18 protein-coding genes are annotated in these 21,490 nt (G+C 43.2%); 3 read left to right on the forward strand and 15 right to left on the reverse strand.

Features of this window, described 5'->3' with window-relative positions; translation table 11 throughout:
- Positions 1 to 49: 49 nt before the first annotated feature.
- From AB4Z45_RS23440 to AB4Z45_RS23475, 8 genes are all read right to left on the reverse strand, one after another.
- Positions 50 to 988: a magnesium transporter CorA family protein gene (locus tag AB4Z45_RS23440; protein WP_441911962.1), complete on the reverse strand. Its 939-nt coding sequence runs from the start codon at positions 986 to 988 to the stop codon at positions 50 to 52.
- 18 nt (positions 989 to 1,006) lie between these two features.
- A complete protein-coding gene (locus AB4Z45_RS23445) occupies positions 1,007 to 1,147 on the reverse strand; it encodes a hypothetical protein (RefSeq protein WP_441911964.1) in 141 nt (46 codons plus the stop codon).
- Positions 1,148 to 1,346: 199 nt separating this feature from the next.
- The gene (locus tag AB4Z45_RS23450) at positions 1,347 to 2,222 is read right to left on the reverse strand and encodes an NAD-dependent epimerase/dehydratase family protein (RefSeq protein WP_441911966.1); all 876 of its coding nucleotides are present in this window, start codon (positions 2,220 to 2,222) and stop codon (positions 1,347 to 1,349) included.
- A 327-nt stretch (positions 2,223 to 2,549) separates the two neighbouring features.
- Entirely contained in the window at positions 2,550 to 3,185 is a 636-nt protein-coding gene (locus AB4Z45_RS23455) for an HAD-IA family hydrolase (protein WP_441911968.1), read from the reverse strand.
- Between the two features lie 15 nt (positions 3,186 to 3,200).
- Positions 3,201 to 4,115 (reverse strand): PhzF family phenazine biosynthesis isomerase, encoded by a 915-nt coding sequence (locus AB4Z45_RS23460; RefSeq protein ID WP_441911969.1) that lies wholly within the window; start codon positions 4,113 to 4,115, stop codon positions 3,201 to 3,203.
- Positions 4,116 to 4,181: 66 nt separating this feature from the next.
- Entirely contained in the window at positions 4,182 to 4,712 is a 531-nt protein-coding gene (locus AB4Z45_RS23465; RefSeq protein ID WP_441911970.1) for a hypothetical protein, read from the reverse strand.
- Positions 4,713 to 4,772: 60 nt separating this feature from the next.
- Positions 4,773 to 5,648, reverse strand: coding sequence for a DUF72 domain-containing protein (locus AB4Z45_RS23470; protein ID WP_441911971.1), 876 nt, complete (start codon positions 5,646 to 5,648; stop codon positions 4,773 to 4,775).
- 44 nt (positions 5,649 to 5,692) lie between these two features.
- Positions 5,693 to 7,306, reverse strand: a complete 1,614-nt coding sequence (locus AB4Z45_RS23475; RefSeq protein WP_441911972.1) for a sensor domain-containing diguanylate cyclase — start codon at positions 7,304 to 7,306, stop codon at positions 5,693 to 5,695.
- Between the two features lie 443 nt (positions 7,307 to 7,749).
- Between AB4Z45_RS23475 and AB4Z45_RS23480 the strand changes: the two genes are divergently transcribed.
- Positions 7,750 to 9,105 (forward strand): dipeptidase, encoded by a 1,356-nt coding sequence (locus tag AB4Z45_RS23480; RefSeq protein WP_441911974.1) that lies wholly within the window; start codon positions 7,750 to 7,752, stop codon positions 9,103 to 9,105.
- 399 nt (positions 9,106 to 9,504) lie between these two features.
- Here AB4Z45_RS23480 and AB4Z45_RS23485 read toward each other — a convergent pair whose 3' ends face one another.
- From AB4Z45_RS23485 to AB4Z45_RS23515, 7 genes are all read right to left on the reverse strand, one after another.
- Complete coding sequence (locus AB4Z45_RS23485; protein WP_430063411.1) at positions 9,505 to 9,957, reverse strand: disulfide oxidoreductase; 453 nt, start codon at positions 9,955 to 9,957, stop codon at positions 9,505 to 9,507.
- 930 nt (positions 9,958 to 10,887) lie between these two features.
- Positions 10,888 to 12,540 (reverse strand): extracellular solute-binding protein, encoded by a 1,653-nt coding sequence (locus AB4Z45_RS23490; RefSeq protein ID WP_441911976.1) that lies wholly within the window; start codon positions 12,538 to 12,540, stop codon positions 10,888 to 10,890.
- 72 nt (positions 12,541 to 12,612) lie between these two features.
- Complete coding sequence (locus AB4Z45_RS23495) at positions 12,613 to 13,515, reverse strand: carbohydrate ABC transporter permease (protein WP_441911977.1); 903 nt, start codon at positions 13,513 to 13,515, stop codon at positions 12,613 to 12,615.
- Between the two features lie 43 nt (positions 13,516 to 13,558).
- Positions 13,559 to 14,422 carry an ABC transporter permease gene (locus tag AB4Z45_RS23500; protein WP_083681842.1) on the reverse strand — a complete coding sequence of 288 codons (864 nt, stop codon included), beginning with the start codon at positions 14,420 to 14,422 and terminating at the stop codon, positions 13,559 to 13,561.
- Positions 14,423 to 14,548: 126 nt separating this feature from the next.
- On the reverse strand, positions 14,549 to 15,433 hold the full coding sequence (locus tag AB4Z45_RS23505; RefSeq protein ID WP_441885103.1) for a carbohydrate ABC transporter permease: 885 nt from the start codon (positions 15,431 to 15,433) through the stop codon (positions 14,549 to 14,551).
- A gap of 55 nt (positions 15,434 to 15,488) precedes the next feature.
- Positions 15,489 to 16,373, reverse strand: a complete 885-nt coding sequence (locus AB4Z45_RS23510) for a carbohydrate ABC transporter permease (protein WP_441885101.1) — start codon at positions 16,371 to 16,373, stop codon at positions 15,489 to 15,491.
- Positions 16,374 to 16,455: 82 nt separating this feature from the next.
- The gene (locus AB4Z45_RS23515; RefSeq protein ID WP_441911979.1) at positions 16,456 to 17,814 is read right to left on the reverse strand and encodes an ABC transporter substrate-binding protein; all 1,359 of its coding nucleotides are present in this window, start codon (positions 17,812 to 17,814) and stop codon (positions 16,456 to 16,458) included.
- Between the two features lie 191 nt (positions 17,815 to 18,005).
- On the opposite strand from AB4Z45_RS23515, the gene AB4Z45_RS23520 reads away from it, so the two are divergent.
- Positions 18,006 to 19,829, forward strand: a complete 1,824-nt coding sequence (locus tag AB4Z45_RS23520) for a sensor histidine kinase (protein WP_441911981.1) — start codon at positions 18,006 to 18,008, stop codon at positions 19,827 to 19,829.
- Positions 19,819 to 21,447, forward strand: coding sequence for a response regulator transcription factor (locus AB4Z45_RS23525; protein WP_441911983.1), 1,629 nt, complete (start codon positions 19,819 to 19,821; stop codon positions 21,445 to 21,447). The genes AB4Z45_RS23520 and AB4Z45_RS23525 overlap by 11 nt, the downstream gene beginning before the upstream one ends.
- The last annotated feature ends 43 nt before the right edge of the window (positions 21,448 to 21,490 follow it).

Genomic DNA, 21,490 nt, shown 5'->3' on the forward strand with positions numbered 1-21,490 from the left:
ATAAATCTACGTTTAGAACAGCCTCTACTTCATTTTAAGCAGCTATAGTTTAGAAGAACCTCTTCTTCCAGAAGATAACGGCAGTGACACTCGATAAAATAACGGAAATCGTCATCGCGATAAAAAAGGCATGAGGGTAATCCTGAAACGGAATTTTAACGTTCATCCCATAGAAGCTTGCGACCATCGTAGGCAGCGATAAAATAATCGTAATCGATGTCAAAAACTTCATAACAATATTCAGATTGTTGGAAATGACCGAAGCGAAAGCATCCATCATACCGCTTAGTATCGTCGTATGCGTTTCAGACATTTCAATAGCCTGTTGGTTTTCTACAATGACATCCTCTAGCAATTCTTGGTCATCCTCATACATTTTCATGTATTTGCTTTTCAACATTTTCTGCATGACGATGTTGTTTGACTTTAATGAGGTTGTAAAATAGACCAAGCTTTTCTCCATATTCAATAAGGAAAAAAGTTCTTTATTTTTCATCGACTGATGCAATTTTTTCTCTATTTCGTCTGTCATTTTAATAATTTGCTTAAGGTACTTCAAATATGAAGTCGCTATCAAATATAAAATTTGAAATGAAAATCTAGTTTTTTTGTACGTGTAAAATTGCTTTATTTTATTTTGTGCAAAAACGTGGAAAATCGGGTTGTCTTTCAGGCATACTGTAATAAAACAATCGTCCGCTATAATCATCCCTAGTGGAATCGTATCGTACATGGGAATACCCTTGTCATCCGTCGAAACCAATGGCAGATTTACAACGATAAGCACATTGCTATTATCATTTTCAATCCTTGATCGTTCTTCTTCATCTAATGGGTCCTTTATAAAATCCAAAGGAATTTGTGCTTTAGCAGCTACTAGATTCATTTCTTGCTCCGTTGGCGCTACAAGATGGACCCAGCATCCAGAAGGAATCTCATCGGTTTCTTTCAGTATTCCTTGTTCGTCAGTAATATAAATATTCAACATAGTTACAACCTCCTCAAATTATTGAGGAAGCCAGAAATGCCCCTGCCATACAAAAGAGTTGACCTTCAGTTCAGTAATCAATCTTCTGAAGATTGGTTTGTTCATGACTTCCCCTTGCAACAAGCTTGGCTCAGGTTCGGCGCTACTTCGACTATCCATTACAGAACTCAACTCCTTTTTTTCGCTATGGTTAAGCACGCTCATTATAATACGCCAAATAAATGAAAATGTCATGAAATTAAAAAAATCATAAAAAAAGATGGCCCCGCGCTTGCAGGGACCACCTCTTTTACGCCTAAATATGGAATTGGCTTATTCAAGCACTATCCTCAGACAGCGCTGCTTTTCACTATTCAACCTATTCATTTAACGCCGTAATTTCCGAAGGAACCCATAGATTAGCAACGTCGATCCCTTTTTCATCTCTGCTCTTTAAGTCTCTCAAAAATTCAAGAAAACCGTATGTCGGTTTCCATCCAAGCATCTTCTCTGCCTCCGATAGATCATGCTGCTCAACTTGTTTTGGCAGCGTCAACTCATACTTCTTCAACAGGCGGCTCGCACCCGGCACTTGTGTCTCACACCATTCTGCGCCAAGCTCGCTGAAGTTTTGAACAACCTCTTGCGGCATATGATGATTGGTATGTACAATCGTGCGAAATAGCCCAATCTTCTTTTCCAAAGCTGCTTTGACCGATGCCACTGTAGCTGCCGCCACATCCCGTCTATCTACCCCATTGCGAAGTAATCGTTCCCCAAACTCTAAATATGGCCGAGGAATAAATTCATGATAACGCAGCATTGCAATCGATGCGCCTGTCATTTCATGATAAGCCTTGCAGAGGTCTTCCCCGATGACTTTGCTTACTCCATAAACCGAGCCCCATCCGAAGGCCATCGAGGAGGCATAGACAATCGCTTTTATACCAGCTTGCTTGCATGCTTCTAATAGATAAAAAGTACCATCGACATTAACAGAAAAAATAGTTTCATCACTAACTGGCGGATTGTGTGCACAGTGCCATGCTGCTAGGTGAACAACGGCATCCATGCCCTCCACCGCACGCTGTACATCGCCTGGCGTCCTAATGTCACATCTAACAAACTCAAGCTTCAAATCATCAGACTGAGGGGGCATAACGTCTGCCATCCGAACGGTATAACCAGCTTGAGCCAAAGCTTTGCATACGGCTTGACCTCCATTGCCCGCAGCTCCTGTCACAACAACTTTCATTTCGTTCACCTCGTCAGTTTTATCGTAATTTAAAATGGTATAGCTTGGTTGGTTAATATTATGATAACGCTTCCACAAATATCGGAATCATTTGTTTATTCATCTGCTTAAGCCTTGCAAGTCTAATAATAGTACATCGATATATAAATATGAAGTACGCAATTTCTTTTTACTTAGTAACCTAAAAGTAACCTATGGATATACATGGCAGTAAGCATGCAAATCAGAGGAGATTCTCATCTCCCCCTAGTTTAATGCCCGTTGGATTGGACGATTCTCATACTTGAATTTCCTTATCTTGTTTAAAATATTCAATAATTTTTCTTTCTATTTTATTAAGATCCCCCTAATTTCATGCGGTTGATCGACTAAATAATTTGGATCCTCTCCCAGCAATGATTCTTTTGTATCCAATCCCCAAGACACTGCAATGACATCGATTTCGCATTTCTTGCATGCAATAATATCTCTTGTTTCATCACCAATATAAATTACATCTTCACGATTTAAATGATTATCTTTCAAATATTTTTTTAGCGTTTGATGTTTTCCGAATAGTCCATTTGACGATCGAACTTCATGGATACGCTTGAAATTTTGAGTATGTAAAAAATCAGAGACATTCGCTGCAGAGTTCGATGTAATGATTGCGATTTTATAACCTTTATTTTGAAGAGCATTTACCACTTCTCTCATCTGATCAATAAATAATATCGAGTTAAGATGCTGTTTATAGCGCTCCTTAAATTCCTTTCCTATTTTTCTAATCAAAAGGAACTTATACATCGGAACGTTTAAAGCTTTAAACCGTTCTTTTAATGATAAATGGTTTAATAATTTGTATTCTTCATGATTTACTTTTTTAAAATTATATTTTACTGCCAATTCGTTATAAACCATCATTATTTCCGACGTTGAATCTACTAGTGTGCCGTCAAAATCAAATATTATATGTTTATACATCTATTAAATGCACTTTCAATCTATCACTGCTGCTTTAGGTAGTTTTACCTCAAATTCATTAACATAAATAGCGTTGCCAGTAATCTCGATATCGAGCTGATCATTATTCCTCGTTACCGATACACCAACTCTGCCATTGCGGCCAATCTCTTGCCCTTGTTCAACGACAAGATGAATTGATTTTTCCGAGTTGTTATCTATGTACTTCGCATAGTATGCTCCCATTACACCAGAAGCCGTACCTGTTACGGGATCTTCAATCGTTCCTGAAAATGGCGATGAGAAATGACGGGCATGCATCTGTGCATTCACATCGTATGTTTCTAAACAAAACGGATGGATGGACGCCCTTGGCATTTCTTTTAAAATATGTGGAAACAACGAATTGTTTGGCTTCATTTTACTGAAAGTACTTAGGCTTTTTATAGGAATTAATAAGGTCCACGCACCGGTACTTCCATACAAAGTGGGGAGCTCCGTCTCGATCTCACTTTCATCGATGCCCATAGAATGAGCCAGCTCCAATAAAGAACCATCGAATGGCTGAAATTGAGGAGAGGCTTGCCGCATCGTAATAAGAGGTTCACCATTTGCATCAAAATCAATTTTTATCGGCAATACTCCAGCTTTTGTTTCAATCGTGAATGCTGAAGGATGATCCAGCAGCCCTTTTGTTTGCAGCGCATAAATGGTTGCCATCGTTGCATGACCACAAAGATTTATTTCATGGCCTGGCGTAAAATAACGAATTCGAAGATCAGCCTTATCCGATTTCAGCGGAAATGCCGTCTCATTGAAGCCTACTTTTTCTGCAATGGTCAGCATCTGCTCTTCGGAAAGATCATCACCATTAAATACAACTCCCGCAGGGTTTCCCATGTTTCGAATATTGCTGAATGCGTCATAGTGATACACATTGATCGTTCTCATAAACAGTCCCCCCGCCTACTCAGCGTACTCAATTTTTATTAAAGCGGAAAATGAAATTGTACTCACTTATTGTAGAGAATCGGAATCAAACCATTTGGTTATACTTTTCGTTTTCGTAAAACCTAAATATTTGTACGTGATCGTTACATTCTGTATGGGTTGATGTTCATAGCGAATTCGGAGACCGTATTGCATTGGAGTATGTTCTTTTTTCTCTAGTGCTGCTTGAATCTCACTCCGAGAAAGCGCTGGATAAATAGAAGAGACCGATAGTTTCATAAACTGAGTAGCCGGATCTGAATTCGGAAGGACCTGCACCATATGAGTAGAATCATAAGAGATGCCCAGTTGAACGTCATCTGAGCGATCTTCACCATTCACTCTGACCTGCTTAATGTCTATTTTCTGAAACCCTTCATTGCTGAGCTCAACGACATACTCTTCTACCTTTCCATCATGATTATTGATTCGTTGAAGTCCGTTATTTACTAACGGGTCCGTTATTCGATACCAAATAATTACGGATAAAACCAATGCGATAAGAATGAACAAGCTGAAACTCACAACTGCTTTCTTCACGCTCCATCTCTGGTTCATATCAAGCCTCCTATTACATTAATTGGATTATTTTGTATTAACTGAATTATATTCGTCAATCTAAAATAAATCCAACTGCTCGATAATCGGGGGCGGCGGCTCATTCGGACTTTCGCCGTTCGGGCGAGTCAGTCCCAGTATCTCCATCATCCGCTTCGCATTGTCTGCTGCGTCCCCTCCGGAATTGTTATTAAAAATGACGTAGATATGCTCGCTCTGCTGCTCCAGCAGCCGCAGCTTATTCGCCCAATCTTGCAGCTCTTCCTCGCTATAGCGATATAAATACCGAACTTCGCGCCAATTCGGCGCACTAGCTTGATTCCAGCCAGACACATTGCGTCCATGGAACCTGACAATAGTTGATTGTGCATCGGTTGCTGTGAGAACGATCGGTATGGAGCCTATTCCTGCCTGCGGCTCATCACAAACACTGTGCATCCACTGCTCCTGCCTCATGAAATCCAGCGTTTTCTCACAGTACTCCTGTGTAAACCAGCTTTGATGACGGAATTCCAGCGCGCAAGGAATGCCATTCATTCTTGCTTTCGTCTCCCGCAGAATTCGCACATTGGCTGCTGTACAATCAAACCACGGCGGATACTGGAATAAGGCTGCTGTCAATCGGCCTGACTCCATCACGGGCTCCAGCATTTGCCGGAATGCACCGAACATTTCATTTGTCTCCGAAGCCGGCACGGTAGGCCCGCGCTGATGTCCGGTCATCCCTTGATAAGCTTTAACGACGAAGTGAAGGGATTCCGGCGTATCTGCCAGCCATTTGCTGAATCGCTCTTTAGATTGTATGGCATAAAAAGTGCTGTCTACCTCTACTACCGGAAAATGTTTTGCATATTGCCGCAGCTTGCTGCCTGCTTTGCTAACTGGAACATACAGCTGGTCATGATCGCCCCATCCTGCAAGGCCTATTGAAATCATATCTTCACCCTCTTAAATACATTCATTCATGGCGTGCTCTTAATCTAATTATTTCTATTAAATGAATACAAATACTCATTTTTCACTTCCGCAATCATCGTCCGGTTTCTTCCCGTATTCTTAGCCTTATACAAGGCTTGATCTGCCAGTACAAACAGCTCATCCGCATTTCTTGATTGTGATGGAAAATGAGCAATGCCAAGTGAAATGGTAATCCTATGCTTTAAGTGATTCTCACTGTTTTCCATCGATTCCCGAATGCGTTCAGCAACCTCATAAGCATCCTGCACATTAGTATAGGGCAGCAGAACAACAAACTCCTCGCCTCCATAGCGGCTGCATAAGTCTCCTGGCCTTATCGTAGCCATGACGATTTTCGACAAATGCTGAAGTACTCTGTCCCCTTCTTGATGTCCGTACGTATCATTAACCAGCTTGAATCGATCAATATCCAGTACGATGATGGAATAGTTTTTTTGCTCCTCTATCCATTGCTTCATCGTTTTTTCTAAGCTTCTTCGGTTGCTTAAGCCCGTTAATGCATCCGTCATTGCCGCCTGGGTTAGCTGATCTGTTTTCAATTGTATGCCATTCAAAGCAAGCACTACCGTTTTGGTTAGCACATCCGCTTCGCGATTCCAGTGCTGATCCATCGTAAGGAGCTTTTGTTCCTTGTTCCCCATGTTGCCCACGATATTGGCAAGCATAACAAATGGCCTTGCTAGTCGGTGAGCAAACCAAATCGTAGCGAGCATTAATAGAATAAATGGTAAAAGCGAATAAAGCAAAATCTGACGGATTTGGATATTAAGTTGTGCTTTAATCGTACTCATTTCGGAATATACTACAATTCCCCATTTATTTTCCGGCACATAGGAATACCCAGCCAATAAAGAAATCCCATCTGTTTTCGTAAGTGTATACCCGCTTTTTCCTTGCATGAGCTGCTGAACAATCGGATAGGAGCTAATATTTTTGCCAATTTGAATGATATTAGGATCGTAAAGAAGACTTCCATCAGAGCCTACAACATATAAGCTCGATCCGCTTTCATTAAGACCGTAATTTCCAAAAATCATGTTTAGGACATTATCTTTTTGCAAATAGATACTCCCGCCAATAAAACCGCGATAGATTCCTTTTTCGTCATATAAAGGCTCACTGATAAATACGATAAGCTGTTTCGTAGATGGGCTCATGAATGGTTTTGATATATATGGTTTTTTACCTTTAAATGCCTCAATTGCTGCATCCGTAACAATTTTCTCCCCTGGATCCCCTATTGAAGAAGGAGAAATATTCCTAATTACACCTGATTCATCTACGATCATAATCGAGTTAAAATAGTTGCTGCTTTTACGGATGAGATCAAGATAGTCCGCATCTGCCGCATTAACCACTGAATAAAAAGCAGCAGCATTTTTGAGGCTGCTGCGCATCGATATAAAGAGAGAATCCATCGTTTGACTCATTTTAGAAGCGGTTGAAAGATTTAGAGTTAGCGTTGTTTCATATAATGATTGTTTCTTGTATTCATAAGATACAAAAAGCAATATCGATAACGTAAGTAGAACTGAAATCGATACTAAACCGATTAAAAGCGTAGCCAGACTGATTTTATTTTTCTTTTTCTCTGTAATTTTGCGCAGTATATACATACCACTCACCCCTTAACAAGTCCGAAATTCCATAAAAATATAAGTTGCTATATTACGAATAGTTACCTCCTTATCGTTCTTAAGCCTAATATTACCATGTAGTGACAAAATCGTCTTTCATTTGTCAAATATCGACAGCAACCCATTGAAAGAAAAAGAAAGCCACGTTTCGAAAACGTGGCTTAACCTTTATATCAGCAAATATTAAATTATAACTGTCGTTTCGCCTTGCTTTTGTGAATAAGATTGATCTTCTCATCCTACCCTAGTTACCCTGCTTTTTCACTCGTCCAATTAATCCGTGCAAGCGCGGATAACAGATTGCTTTCCACTATTTTTGCAGCCTGCTGCCCGCAATACACGAATTAAATTTTGCAGCTGTTTTACTTATTCGCTTGTAGACGTATACTTAGTCTATACCAAACGTAAGGAGCAACTATCCAATGAGCTATGAATCCTATTTTCAGAACCTAAGAGAACAACATTTGGATGAGCTGAAGCAGTTTTTGACGATCCCAAGTATTTCAGCTTTATCCACTCATAAAAATGGCATGAACGAAGCAGCCAAATGGGTTGCAGCCAAATTAGAGAAGGCTGGTCTTGAGAATGTGGAGATCCATCCTACCGCTGGGCATCCCATCGTGTACGCCGAGCATATCCATGCACCAGGCAAACCGACAGTACTTATCTATGGCCATTATGATGTGCAGCCTGTAGATCCGCTTAACCTTTGGGAGACTCCTCCTTTTGAGCCAACCATCCGCGATGGCAAATTATATGCTCGTGGTGCAACCGATGATAAAGGCCAGCTTTTCCTGCATGTAAAGGCGGTTGAGGCGCTTCTAAACCAAGAAAATGCGCTTCCAGTCAACGTTAAGTTTTGTATTGAAGGCGAGGAGGAAATTTCAAGCCCTAATCTGCCGACCTTTATGGAGACGAATGCGGATAAGCTGAAAGCTGACGTCATTGTCATCTCAGATACATCGCTTCTTGAAAAAGGAAAACCAGCTATTTCTACTGGGCTGCGCGGACTGTGCTCCCTTGAAGTAACGATACTTACTGCCAATACCGATCTGCATTCGGGTTCATTCGGCGGCGGCGTTCCGAACGCTCTTCACGCCATGATTTCCTTGCTGAGCTCGTTGCATGATGATCAAGGCAGAGTTTCAATCGAAGGTTTCTATGAAGGTGTGCCAGAGCTTTCCGCTGCTATGCGTGAAGAGTTCCTAAAGCAAAATCATAATGAAGAAGAATTAAGAAAAAAACTTGATCTTGACGCCCTGTACGGGGAAGAAGGATATTCCTTTGTTGAACGAACAGGTGCAAGGCCAACTCTTGAACTAAATGGCGTTTATGGCGGGTTTCAAGGCGAAGGTTCGAAAACGGTTATTCCAAAAGAAGCTCACGCCAAAATCACTTGTCGTCTAGTTGGCGATCAGGACCCGGCTCAAATATTAGAACGCATTGTAACTCATCTAGAATCGCATGTTCAGTCCGGTGCCAAGCTAATTATAAAACGCGGCGAAAAAGCTCGTGCCTTCGACATGGACCCATCCAATCCAATGCTCCAAAAGGCAGCCGATGCTTACGAAAAAGTATATGGCACTCGCGCGCTCTTCACAAAGGATGGCGGCTCGATTCCAATTGTCGAGACATTCTCCCGTGTATTGGGCGCTCCTGTCGTCATGATGGGCTTCGGGCTTCCAGACGAAAATCTGCATGCTCCTAATGAGCATTTCAACCTTGAGAACTTTGACAAGGGACTTCTGACGATTGTTGAGTTTTTGAAACAACTTTAAGCCGAGGCGTAAACGGAGCTGTACTAAGCGTAGATTGATCTACGCTTGGAACAGCTCCTTCTTTTTTTAATGGAGCTTAGGCAGAACGATGTCCTCCCCTTATCATCCATATAGCTAACGAACCTAGTAGGTCTTAATTAAACCATTTGTTATGGATTAAAATTGTAACGAACTCCAGAATCTTTATTTTGAAAAAATTGACTCATGACACCCTATAAATCAACCTATAGTGTTAATACGGTTCGTTAAAATGAAAGAAAAGTAGTTTTCATCATAATGAGCATAATACAGTCCGTTAGAGAAATGATCATGCGACGATATGCGTTTAGCTTTATAACCAATGGCAATAAAGGCAGCTGTGCCACTCAATTTTTTGAGCTGCTCAGCTGCCTTTATTAATTATGACTGTTTATTAAGCTTCTTCAAGCGAAGCAGCGCCGTCAATATGATCAAAAACGCCACGAGAGCCAGCATTGGAATGGTAATAAATCCAAACCAGTTCAAATAATCCCCCTGACAAGAAACGGGGCCGCATGCGGCAAGCGGAGAATCATGAGGCAGCTTTTGCAGCACCGTATGATAAAGCGAGAAGCCTCCACCAATTACAACTAAAGGCAGTGCGTACGATACGATGCCTTCATCCCCCTTAGAGTAGGCTATGCCTAGTATTAGTGCCAATGGATACATGAATATTCGCTGGAACCAGCATAAGCTGCATGGCGCAAAATGCATAACCTCACTCAAATACAAGCTTCCCGCCGTCGCCAAAACTGCTGCAGCCCAAGCCACAAACAACCAAAATGATTTTTTCTTAGCCAAATCCTCTTCCACATCATTCGCCTCGGCTTCCATAGGTTATATTACTTTTTTTCTATCTACTATTCTCCCTCGATAGGGAGGGTAAAAACATGACTCGAAAGGGCTATTGCATATGAATTATATTTGTGAATTGTTAGCATCAATGCGTGCTTACAGCTTCTTTTCGGCCTTGGCGAACGTGCGAATCACTGCTGTAAGAACCTGTGCGTGCTTACAGCCACAAAGTAACCTCAGGTTGTCCAGTTTAAGAACGTGTGCGTACTTACAGCTTCATTCCGGCGTTGGTGAATGTGCAAACCACTGCTGTAAGAACCTATTTGCGCTTACAGCTGCAAAGTAACCTTAGTGTGTCCGGTGTAAGAACGTATACGTGCTTACAGCTTCTTTTCGGCGTTGGCGAACGTGCAAACCACTGCTGTAAGAACCTATTTGCACTTACAGCCACAAAGTAACCTTAGTTTGTCTGGTGTAAGAACGTATGCGTGCTTACAGCTTCTTTTCGGCGTCGGTGAACATGCGAACCACAGCTATAGGAACCTATTTGCGCTTACAGCTGCAAAGTAACCTCAGTTTGTCCAGTGTAAGAGCGTATACGTGCTTACAGCTTCATTTCGGCGTTGGATAACGTGCGAACCTCTGCTGTAAGAACCTATTTGCGCTTACAGCTGCAAAGTAACCTCAGTTTGTCCGGTGTAAGAACGTATGCGTGCTTAAAGCTTCTTTTCGGCGTCGGCGAACGTGCGAATCACTGCTGTAAGAACCTATTTGCGCTTACAGCTGCAAAGTAACCTCAGTTTGTCCAGTTTAAGAACGTATACGTGCTTACAGCTTCATTCCGGTGTCGGCGAACGTGCAAATCACTGCTATAGGAACCTATTTGCGCTTACAACAACAAAAAGAAGGCCGCTCTCAGGTAAAATCCTACCTAGAAGCAGCCCTCCTGAGCTCGCTCATTTACAACAATTACTTGCCGTTAATCAAAGCAAGGTTTTCTTGCCATCTTGCTGTACGGTATTCGTTAACTTTATCGAAGCCAAGCGAGGTTGTAGTCTTTTTCGCTTCCTCGATCAAGCTAAGCACCTCTGCATCGCTTTTCGCGAACAGAATTTTTCCGAAATACTCGTTCGCTGTTTCCGTCACCTGCTGATTAATGATTCCTTCATCCGTCTCTGGAGCCGGATCAATGTTATTGAATTGCGTCATATTCATTGATGTTTTCCATGCAATGTTAAGCTGTGCCAACGAACCCCAGTTGCGTTGTTCTTCCGGCAGCGTTTGCTCGATCTTTTGCTTGCTCGTATCTACAAAGGTTGCGTTTCCTGCCCATACATAGGCTTCCAGCTTATCTTTGTCCTTCTCTTCTTGCGGCGTGCTGAACCATTTATCATTCGGAATCGGTGCGCCATCCGCATCAAATTCATCCCAGTACAAGCCTTTTGGCCCGAAGAACATGATACGAGTGCCTTCCTCGCCTGTCATCCAATCCAAATACGCAAAAATACCTTCTGGGTTTTTAGCGCTTGTTGTAATGACGTTAACGTTCCAGCCTAGCGCGTTATAACCGTTTGGATAAATTTTGTTTTTATCCAATCCTGATTTAGCAATTGGCCAAATAAATTCATAACCTGCATTTGGATCTTTTGCTTTTAATGCGTTATGGCCTTCGCGTCCCACATTAGTCGCATTACCGCCAACAAATACAGCTACTCTGCCCGTTGCAAGCTTCTCTTTTACCTGATCATCCTTTTGAGTCATTGCATCCTGTGTCATAAGGCCTTCTCTAAATAGCTTGCTTGCGAACAGCATCGTTTCTTTCCAAGCTTCGTTGTTGTAAATCGTATCAAACTTATCCCCATTAGGATATGCTTTCATCGAATGGAACGCACCGTTTGCACCCTCCTGGAAGCTAGGGAACATGACCTCAACGCCCGAGCCGTTTCCGCCTACCTCTAATGGAATCACGTCCGGATATTTATCTTTGACCTGCTTTAAGTAAGCATACAAATCATCGATTGTTTCAAGCTTCGGTGAGCCAAGGTCTGCGTAAATTTTCTTGTTCACAAACCAGCCGCCGTTCCCCGTAGGCGCTGCTGTATACCAGTTCGGGAATTGATAGATTTTGCCGTCGCTCGAGCGGAGCATGTTTAGCGTCTCTTCGCCTGCCCATTTCTTCAGGTTCGGATATTTGTCGATATAATCATCCAGCGGAACGAGTGCTCCCGCAGCTCTCAGTCGTTCTACTTCAGGTCCCCGGTCCATCATAATTGCACCCGGAAGCTCCTTCGACGCAATCATCGTGCTCAGCTTTTGCGCTGCAGCGCCGCCAGATTGAATAGGCTCTACAGTTACTTTTAGATTATCTTGTACCCATTTACTATTCGGATTAGCACCCCACGGCTCCGTAGTCCACCAATCATAATGAACATAATAAGAAAAGTTTACCGGTGTTTCTCCCAAAACAAATCCATTGCCAGTCTCTGTTTTATTCGTGCCTTCCTTACCTGTATTGCCCGAATTGCTTGATTTTCCGCCGTCGTTGCTGGAGCAGCCAGCTAGAAGCACAGTACCGGCAAGACCAGCGGTCATAAGCACAGTTAACAGCTTTTTTCCTTTCATGTTCGTAAACCTCCCAATTTTTAATATATATACTCATACCCAACACCTAAGCGCTAAGGTCGAATACCCGCATTACTCCTTTAAGGAGCCGATCATTACGCCTTTTACGAAAAAACGCTGTACGAACGGATACACCAAAACGATAGGAATCGTCGCTACCATCATCGTAGCCATCGTTAAGGATTTGCTCGTCACACTCTGCATTCTGCTTAACGCATCTGAGGCGGCACCGCTTCCTTGTGAAGCGATCGAGAGCTGCTCGCTCATCGTGTTGGAGTTCATAATTTGCTGCAGTAACGTTTGAATTGGATATAGCTTAGCGTCATTAATGAAAATAGTAGCTGTAAACCAGTCATTCCAGTGATAGACAGCCGTAAATAGTGAAAGCGTTGCCAAAACAGGCCCAGATAAAGGCAATACGATTTTGAAAAAGATCCCAAACGTACTGGCTCCATCGATCTTGGCAGATTCCTCTAGTCCATCAGGCAGCCCCATAAAGAAGGTACGGAATATAATCATATTCCACACGCTTACCGCTGTCGGAATGACCATAACCCAGAACGTATCCATTAAGCCAAGCTCGCGGTTCAGCAGGTAAAAGGGAATAAGTCCCCCGCTGAAATACATCGTAATAATCGCAAAGATCATATAATACTTTTTGCCGATAACGCCTTTAACGGACAAGCCATAAGCGAAGATGGCCGTTAAGAAAATAGAGATCAACGTCCCGACAATGGTACGGGACACCGAGATTAGGAACGCATCAATAATCCGGTTATTTTGAAATACGATTCTATAATTATCAATCGTGAACACCCTTGGCCATAACGTTATTCCGCCTTTTGCCGTGTCGAGCCCTTCGTTAAAGGAGATCACCGCGGAGTTCCAGAACGGGTACAGCGTAGCGAGCCCAAGTAGCACTAGTAAAATATAAATCCAAACCTGCAAAACTTTATCGCTGCTGCTCAGCTTCACTAGGCTTCACCACTTTTCTGAATATTGATAGAAGTTCGCTGAATTACCATAGGCTTGAACCTGCTCTCCTAGCCATGTAGTTTGCCATCGTCAGCAAGCCTACACTTATAATCGCTTTAAACAGACCAACAGCGGCCGCATACGAGAAGCGGTTATTAATAATGCCTACCCGGTAAGCATACGTATCGATGACGTCCGCCACATCTCGGAGCATTGCACTCCTGCCGAGCAAGAGCAAATCATCAAACCCTGCATTCAATAAGCTTCCGATGTTCAGAATTAGAAAAATAATAATAACCGGAGTAATCGATGGAAGCGTTATCAAAAATATTTGTTTAAATTTGCTGGCACCATCAATAGAAGCCGCTTCATACAAGCTGGGATTCACGCCTGCGATAGCTGCTAAATAAACAATCGTTGCAAATCCGATTTCCTTCCACAAATTCGTCGTCACGATAATTCCCCAGAAATATTCGGGCAAAGACAAGAAATTAATCGGTTTATCAATAAGCCCAAGCGCTTGCAGTGAAATATTTAAGCTGCCATTATCCACGGACAATATGGAGATCGTAAAACCAGACACGATAACCCATGACAAGAAGTGAGGCAAATAACTGATCGTTTGAATGATTCTTTTGAAAGCCATGTTTCTTACTTCGTTTAGCATCAGGGCAAGCAGAATCGGAGCCGGAAAGTTAATGACCAGCTTAAGCAAGCTGATCACAATCGTATTCCGAATGACTCTATAAAAATCCGGCGAGTTAAAAAACATTTCGAAATGTTTAAAACCCGCCCATGTGCTGCCAAAAAAACCTTTAAATAAGCTGTAGTCCTGAAATGCCATCAAGACACCGTACATCGGAAAATAATTAAAAACGAGTATAAAGATCAGTGCTGGAAATATCATGAGCTGTACTTGCCATTGCGCCAGAAACCGCCGCCACAGCGGTTTCTCTCTTCGCGAGCTCTTTACTGCTGCATTTGCCGTAACAGGTGTTTGCACGCTACCTCAGCCTCCTTATACTCTCCTCATTTAACCCTTAACTGCACCAGCCGTAATTCCGCGTGACATTTGCTCTGTAAACAACAAATAGATGATAACTGTCGGCAAAGCGATGATGGTCATTACCGCGAACTGTGCGCCATAATTGGATGAGTACTGACCGGTAAACTTCATAATGGAAAATGGCAGCGTCTTGAAGGTTTCGGATGTTAGAAATGTATTGGCCATAATGAATTCATTCCACCAGCTGATGAAGTTCATAATACAAACCGTCGCAATGGCAGGTTTCGTCATCGGCATAATAATTCGGAAAATAACGCCATAGACCGAACAGCCGTCCATAACCGCCGACTCCTCTATGCTCTTCGGAATGGTTTCAAGAAAACCCGAAATAATGAGCAAACTTATTGGCAGCGAAAAAGCAATGTAAGGTAGGATCAAGGACAAAGGATTGTCAATGAGATTCAGCTTGTCGAACAAAATAAAGTTCGGCAGCAAGGTCGCATGAATCGGTACGATCATACCGAGCATAATGAACGCCATCGCAGGACCGCGCAGCTTCCATTCCATCCGAGTGAACGCATAGCCGAGCATAAGCGCTAGAAAAGCAGCAACCAAGATGGTTACGGTCGTAATAAAAACACTGTTTAATAGAAACTTTGGAACGCTCCCGTAATTGAATGCATTCACATAGTTATTCCATTCAAATGTTTTGGGCCATTTTAATATGCCGCTGCCAAAAAAATCTCCGCTCTTCAGAAAGGAATAATTGATGAGCCAAATGAGCGGAAAAATTTGCAGAAGCGCTACGACCCATAAAACGAGATGAAGAATGACCTTTAATGCGGGCGATGCGGCGTCCTTCTTCTTGCCGTTTTTCGCTTGGCGATTGGTCTTAGCTGCAAGAGCTTCCACGGGCATGCCTCCTAAAATAATTCATATACCAAATGTCCATATACAAGGGTGAGTATTAAAACTCACCAACATCTTTTTTGAACGCTTTGTTCATCGCTACCGTAATAATGAGACAAATGATAACGAACACAACGGATATTGCGTTTCCATAGCCGTACAGCGATGAGGAAAACGCCGTTTTATATAGGTAATTACCAATAAATTGTGTCGTATTGGCAGGTCCTCCGTTCGTCATGAGGAATACGGTTTCCATCTGCTTCAAGCAAGCCGTAACCGCGATGACGACAGCAACTCGAACCATTGGCGAGAGAAGTGGAATAATAACGCGCGTATACAGCTTCACTCTTCCAGCTCCATCAAGCTCTGCCGCCTCATATAGATCCTTTGGTATGCCTTGAAGTCCGGCGTAATAAAGCAGAAGCGCATAACCAAAGCCTTGCCACATGACCACAACGATAATGCACCAAATGGCAATATTTGAATCGCCCAGCCAATCCTGCTTCCAGGTGCTTAGACCAACGCCTTCAAGCAATTTATTTAACATCCCAAAATTCGGATGAAATACGCTTACCCACATTTTCGAAGTAACAACGATTGAAATCACTGCTGGTATAAAAAAGATAGCCCGAAACCATTTCTCTAGCTTTCCTGCATGCATTACAAATATGGAGAACAAAAGCGCAATCGGGTGTTGAATCAGAAGCGTAGCTGCAAGCAGCAGTAGGGCATTAAGCAATGAACGCCAAAAAACGCTGTCATGAAACAAAATCTTTTGGTAATTCTCGAGTCCAACGAACTCGTAAGCACCGATTCCTGTCCAATTCGTCGTACCGTAATATGCACTCATAATGATAGGAAAGCAAACCATGAAGAGAAACAGCATAAAACCCGGTGCGACTAGCCAAAAAATGGTGATGCGATTGCTCATCAGTTTGTGCATGGTTCTCCCCGCTCTCTCTTTGGTAGAAGGCGGGGCAGACCGAATGAATTCGGCTGCCCCATCAGCTAACTAACTCATTTGTTTACTTCAGAACACCGACAGCTGCGTCCATTTCTGTTAAGAACTGCTCAGGTGTAATTTGTTTTCCAAACAGCTTTTGGTGAGCTTCCATTACTTTTGTCTTGAATTCATCCGTACCGTTATCATGTACCGGTGTACCGCTGGAAGAAGTCATTGCGCTGAAAATGCCAACCAATTGTTTTTGAAGCGCTGTTTCGTTGCCTGTCAGGAATTGATCAAACTTCTGAGCCGGAGTGCCTGATCCTGTTTGCCATACTTGCTTCGCCCAGTTCTCAGGCTTGAAGAAATATTGCAAGAAAGCGACTGCTGCTTCAGGGTGCTTCGATGTTTTCGATACGGAGTAACCGCCGCCATACCATGCAGCTACATCTGTTGCTTTACCTTTGTCAGAAGCCGGGTAAGAGATCGCTCCTACGTTATTGCGGAAATCTTCAGGGAAGTTCTCGTCTGTTGCAAGACCTGCTTCCCAGTTACCCATCACGAACATTGCCGCTTGGCCTTGCCCGAACAAGTTGCGGGAAGTGCCGTAATCTGCTGTCATGAATCCATCTGCAAGTGCTTTGTTCTCTGCCAGTGCAGCGATGTCTTGTGCTGCTGCAAGGAAGTCAGCGTCGCCTGAGAATTTAGCTTCACCCTTCAATACCGCATCCATTTTGTCAAAATTGCCTGTGTGGCGCTGTGCTGCATACTCGAACCAGATTGGCAGAGACCAGCCTTCCATTGCGTTCGTTGCAAGCGGGTTAATACCTTTTGCTCTCAGCTGTTTGGATACTTCAAGCAATTCTGCCGTTGTTGTTGGAACCGTTAAGTTATTGTCGTCAAAAATTTTCTTATTATAGTAGATAACCAAGAAATCTGTACCGCGCGGCAATCCGTATAGCTTGCCGTCTTGGGAGAATCCATCTTTTGCACCTGGTACAAAGTTGCTGCTCTCAAAATCTGCTTCATTTAACTCAAGCAGCATGTTGTTGTCGATCAAAGGTTTAATAAAAGATGTTTGGCCCCACGCCTGGATAATGTCAGGTACTGCATCTGTTGATGCATATACTTTAATTTTCGCTTTATAAGGCTCATCTTGAAGCGCTTCTACTTCTATTTTCACATTTGGATTTTCTGCCATATAACTATCAATGATTGCTTGCTCGATTTTACCTGCTCCATTAGAGCGGTCAGCCAGCGCTGTGAAAAACTTAAGTGTTACCTGCTCCGGCTCCTTCTCTTTCGGCGCTTCCGTTTCTTTTGCTGCATTCGTTGGACTATTCGTCGCTTCGCTGCCTCCGTTTTTCCCATTATTGCCGGAGCATGCTGCTACTGTAAAAACCATCATTATTGCTACTAGCGAAATCCATATTTTTCTCATCGCTACCCCACCTTTTTTTATTTGAGCAGGCGTTCCCTGATCTGTCCCCATTATAACGTGTTATATCTGCGACAAAATATGAGCCAAATTTAAGAATAGATGCCTCATTTTTTGGATCATTCCCAAAATCAGCCTAACTGGATTTATTTCTTGGTATACTGAAGTCACAAATCTGAATGCTACAGGTGAACATGATGCGATCCTTTTTTACTCCCTTTCGACATATTACGCTGCAACGGAAACTGCTTACCTTAGTCATTCCCCTTCTGATTGCAACCGTTGGGATTACCGGGCTGTATTCTTATTACATTGCCTCCGGAGAAGTGGTCGATAAGCTTCATCAATCTCAAATGAACATGGCGATCAAGACAAAGGATCAACTCGACTATTTTGCCAAAAACACGTTAAGCTTCTCTAATTACTTGTTTCTAAATCCGACCGTTCAAAGCATGGTTATGAATGGCGACACGCAGCAGCGCCGTGATCAAGTGTTCAAAAATTTGCTGCCGCTTATGGTTACCGGCGAAACGATCCAATCGCTAGTGCTTTATCCCTCTACGAAGGATGATGTGCCCGCTCAGCCGTTTGCGATTACACAGACCGGTATTGCAAGCGCTATCAGCCTTGAGCGTTTTATGAAAACGCGTTACTATGAGAGGCTCACTAATACAGAATCAGGACAAATATGGGATATGTTTTACCCTTCGGATGGTATTCTGCTTGGTGACACCCATCACAAGATCGTTTTAGTGAAGCCGTACAAAAACTTTTACAACTATGTTCGAAGCGGCCTTTTAATTATAGGGATGGACGCAGATAAGCTAAGCAAATCCTTATATCATGACGATGAGGAAGCTACACAGTTTGTAATGAATGATCAAGGCACCATACTCGCCTCAACTGATTTGCGCATGATTGGCAAACCGATAACAATGCTTCCTGTGTTCGATCAGATGAATACAGCTGCCATTGAACCCGCAGAAGGATTAGCGCTGCTTAAGGAAAATGAACATTATATCGTTTCAGATTCCTTATCGGATATTACCGGCTGGCGTACTGTCGTTATCCAAGATCGCAGCAAGCTGGTGCTCGAATTAAAGCATATCGGCTCCGTCACCTTCTCGATCATGGCGATCGTTACGCTCATCACGATTATTGTCTCTTGGGTCATTGCCCGCATTATTACGAATCCGATGAAAAAGCTGATGTTCTCCATGAGGGCGCTCCAAACGGGGGATTTTACGCAGAGGGTACACTTCAACGGCAACGATGAGATCGGCAGACTCGGCCATTTGTACAATACGATGGTTGGACGAATTAAAACCTTAATTGATGACGTATATGCTTCACGTCTGAAGCAGAAGGAAGCCGAGCTGAAGGCGCTGCAATCGCAAATTAATCCACATTTTCTATACAACACTTTAAATATGATAAACTGGAGCGCCGTGCAGAAGGGGGATAAAGAAATATCCGAGATGGTCCTCTCACTCTCCCAAGTGTTCCGACTAAGCCTGAATAGCGGCAACGATTTTGTAGAGCTGAAGCATGAGATCGAGCTAGTACGAAACTATTTATTTTTGCAAAAGAAACGATTTACGACGAGGTTTAATTTTGAGATTGATTTGGAGCCCTCAATTGAGCACTTACGTATGCCTAAGCTGCTCCTGCAGCCGCTCGTCGAGAATGCGATTATCCATGCCATCGAGCCCTCAGGCGGAAATGGACATATTCACATCAAGGCTTATACAGAGGACTCGCTTATTATTCTAGAAGTCACCGATAACGGACCTGGCATGCCGGAGAAACAGGTACATCTTCTTAATCAACCAACCGTAGAGGAGCCGATGCGCAACTTGCAAACGGATGACGCTCACTCTGGGATGGCACTGGCTAACATCAAGGAGAGGCTCGCTTTATTTTATGAACAGGCAGAATTCGAGATCGTAAGCAAGGAAGGCTTAGGCACAAGGGTGCAACTGCGAATTAAACAAGGAGGCAATGGAAATGGTGCTTAAAATGATCGTTGCAGAGGATGAGCAATCGTTCCGAGAAGGCATTCTTACACTTGTCGACTGGAAGCTGTATGGCATTGAGATTGCCGGAGAAGCGGAGAATGGCAAACAGGCTTTGGAAATGATTCATAACAATCCCCCTGATTTGCTGCTGACCGATATCCGTATGCCTTTTCTAAATGGTCTTGACCTTATTCGTGAAGCCAAAGCAGCCGGCCATGAATTTCATTCTGTGCTGCTTACCGGCTACAATGAGTTTGAGTATGCCAAGGAAGCGATCAAGCTTGGCGTTTCGGACTACCTCTTAAAGCCTTGTATGCCGCATGATATTATTCGTGTAATTATGGACTTAAAGCAAAAAATTGAACAATCCGAAAATGAAGATAAAGCTTTAAATGCCCTTAACCGCAGCTGGAACCGCAACCTTCATCTGCTGAAAAATCAGATTTTATCGCAATGGGTTCAGCATCCGCTCATGCCTCTGGAGGATCGGTCCAGCGTAATGAGCGAAGTGGACATGACGCTTTCGTGCGGCCCCATTCAAGTCGGTCTGATCCGCATTGACTCCAACAAGGCGCAGAGCGTTACCGCATCCAAACGTGATTTAGAGCTTATACGTTATGCGCTGCTGAATATTGCAGGTGAAACCCTTCGGCCGTTGTACGATGGCAAGCTTGAAGTGTTTCGCCATGGCGACGAGATGTTATGGATCGGAAATTATCCGGAAAACACGACCAACGAGGCGATTGAAGGTGCTATGAAGGAGCTCCAGCTTAATCTTGAAGCTTATCTGAAGCTCTCGATCAGCATATCAATCAGCTCTGCTGCTGCTTCGGTTGATTATGCGCATATCGGTTACCAGCAAGCGATTGAAGCGATGGAAGCCAGATTCTATCAAGGAAGAGGCGGCATATTTTTTCATGCCGAGGCTGGTAAGCAGACCGCTGCCAAAAGCTCCATTCTAGACGATGCCTATTTGCTTCGACTCGAGAAAGACCTGCTTCTCGCCTTGCAGAACGAGCATTATGAGCAGGCAGTCGATGCCATTGAAGCGAGCATGTCGCATATTCGGAACAATTCGAGCTATTCCAAAGCTGAGGTTCATCTGCGCTCCACAAGTCTTATTCTAGAGCTGCAAAAATTCGCCCAAGAGCGCAAAGTTGCCTCTATCGAATGGCAGGACAGCTTCGTGAACTGGATCGAGCAAATCCCTAACATGGAGACGCTTGATGACTGCTCCGTCGTTCTGCAAAAAATTGTGCAAAGCATCGTCGAGGCTGTATCGAACCAGAAGTCACTGCATCGTACTGTGCATGCTACCATTGAGCTGATTAAGCAAAAGTACAATACAAATCTCACACTAGAGCTTGCTGCCAAGGAAACCTTCGTCAGCAATTCCTATTTAAGCTCATTGTTCAAGCAAGAGCTTGGCGTTAACTTCCTTGACTATTTGCATCAATACCGCGTAGAGCAATCGAAGGAGCTGCTGCGCCAAAGCTATAAAATTTATGCGGTTTCCAAGCTGGTCGGCTATCAGGAGGAACGTCACTTTAGCTCAACTTTTAAGAAGTGGACCGGGCTTACGCCTCGGCAATATCAAAAAAACTACAATGCGGGTTGACTCAAGCCGTGTGCCGCATATCAAAAAAACTACGACGGCAAGA

Source organism: Paenibacillus sp. MCAF9 (assembly GCF_052114265.1).
In the GTDB taxonomy this organism is placed as follows: Bacteria; Bacillota; Bacilli; order Paenibacillales; family Paenibacillaceae; genus Pristimantibacillus.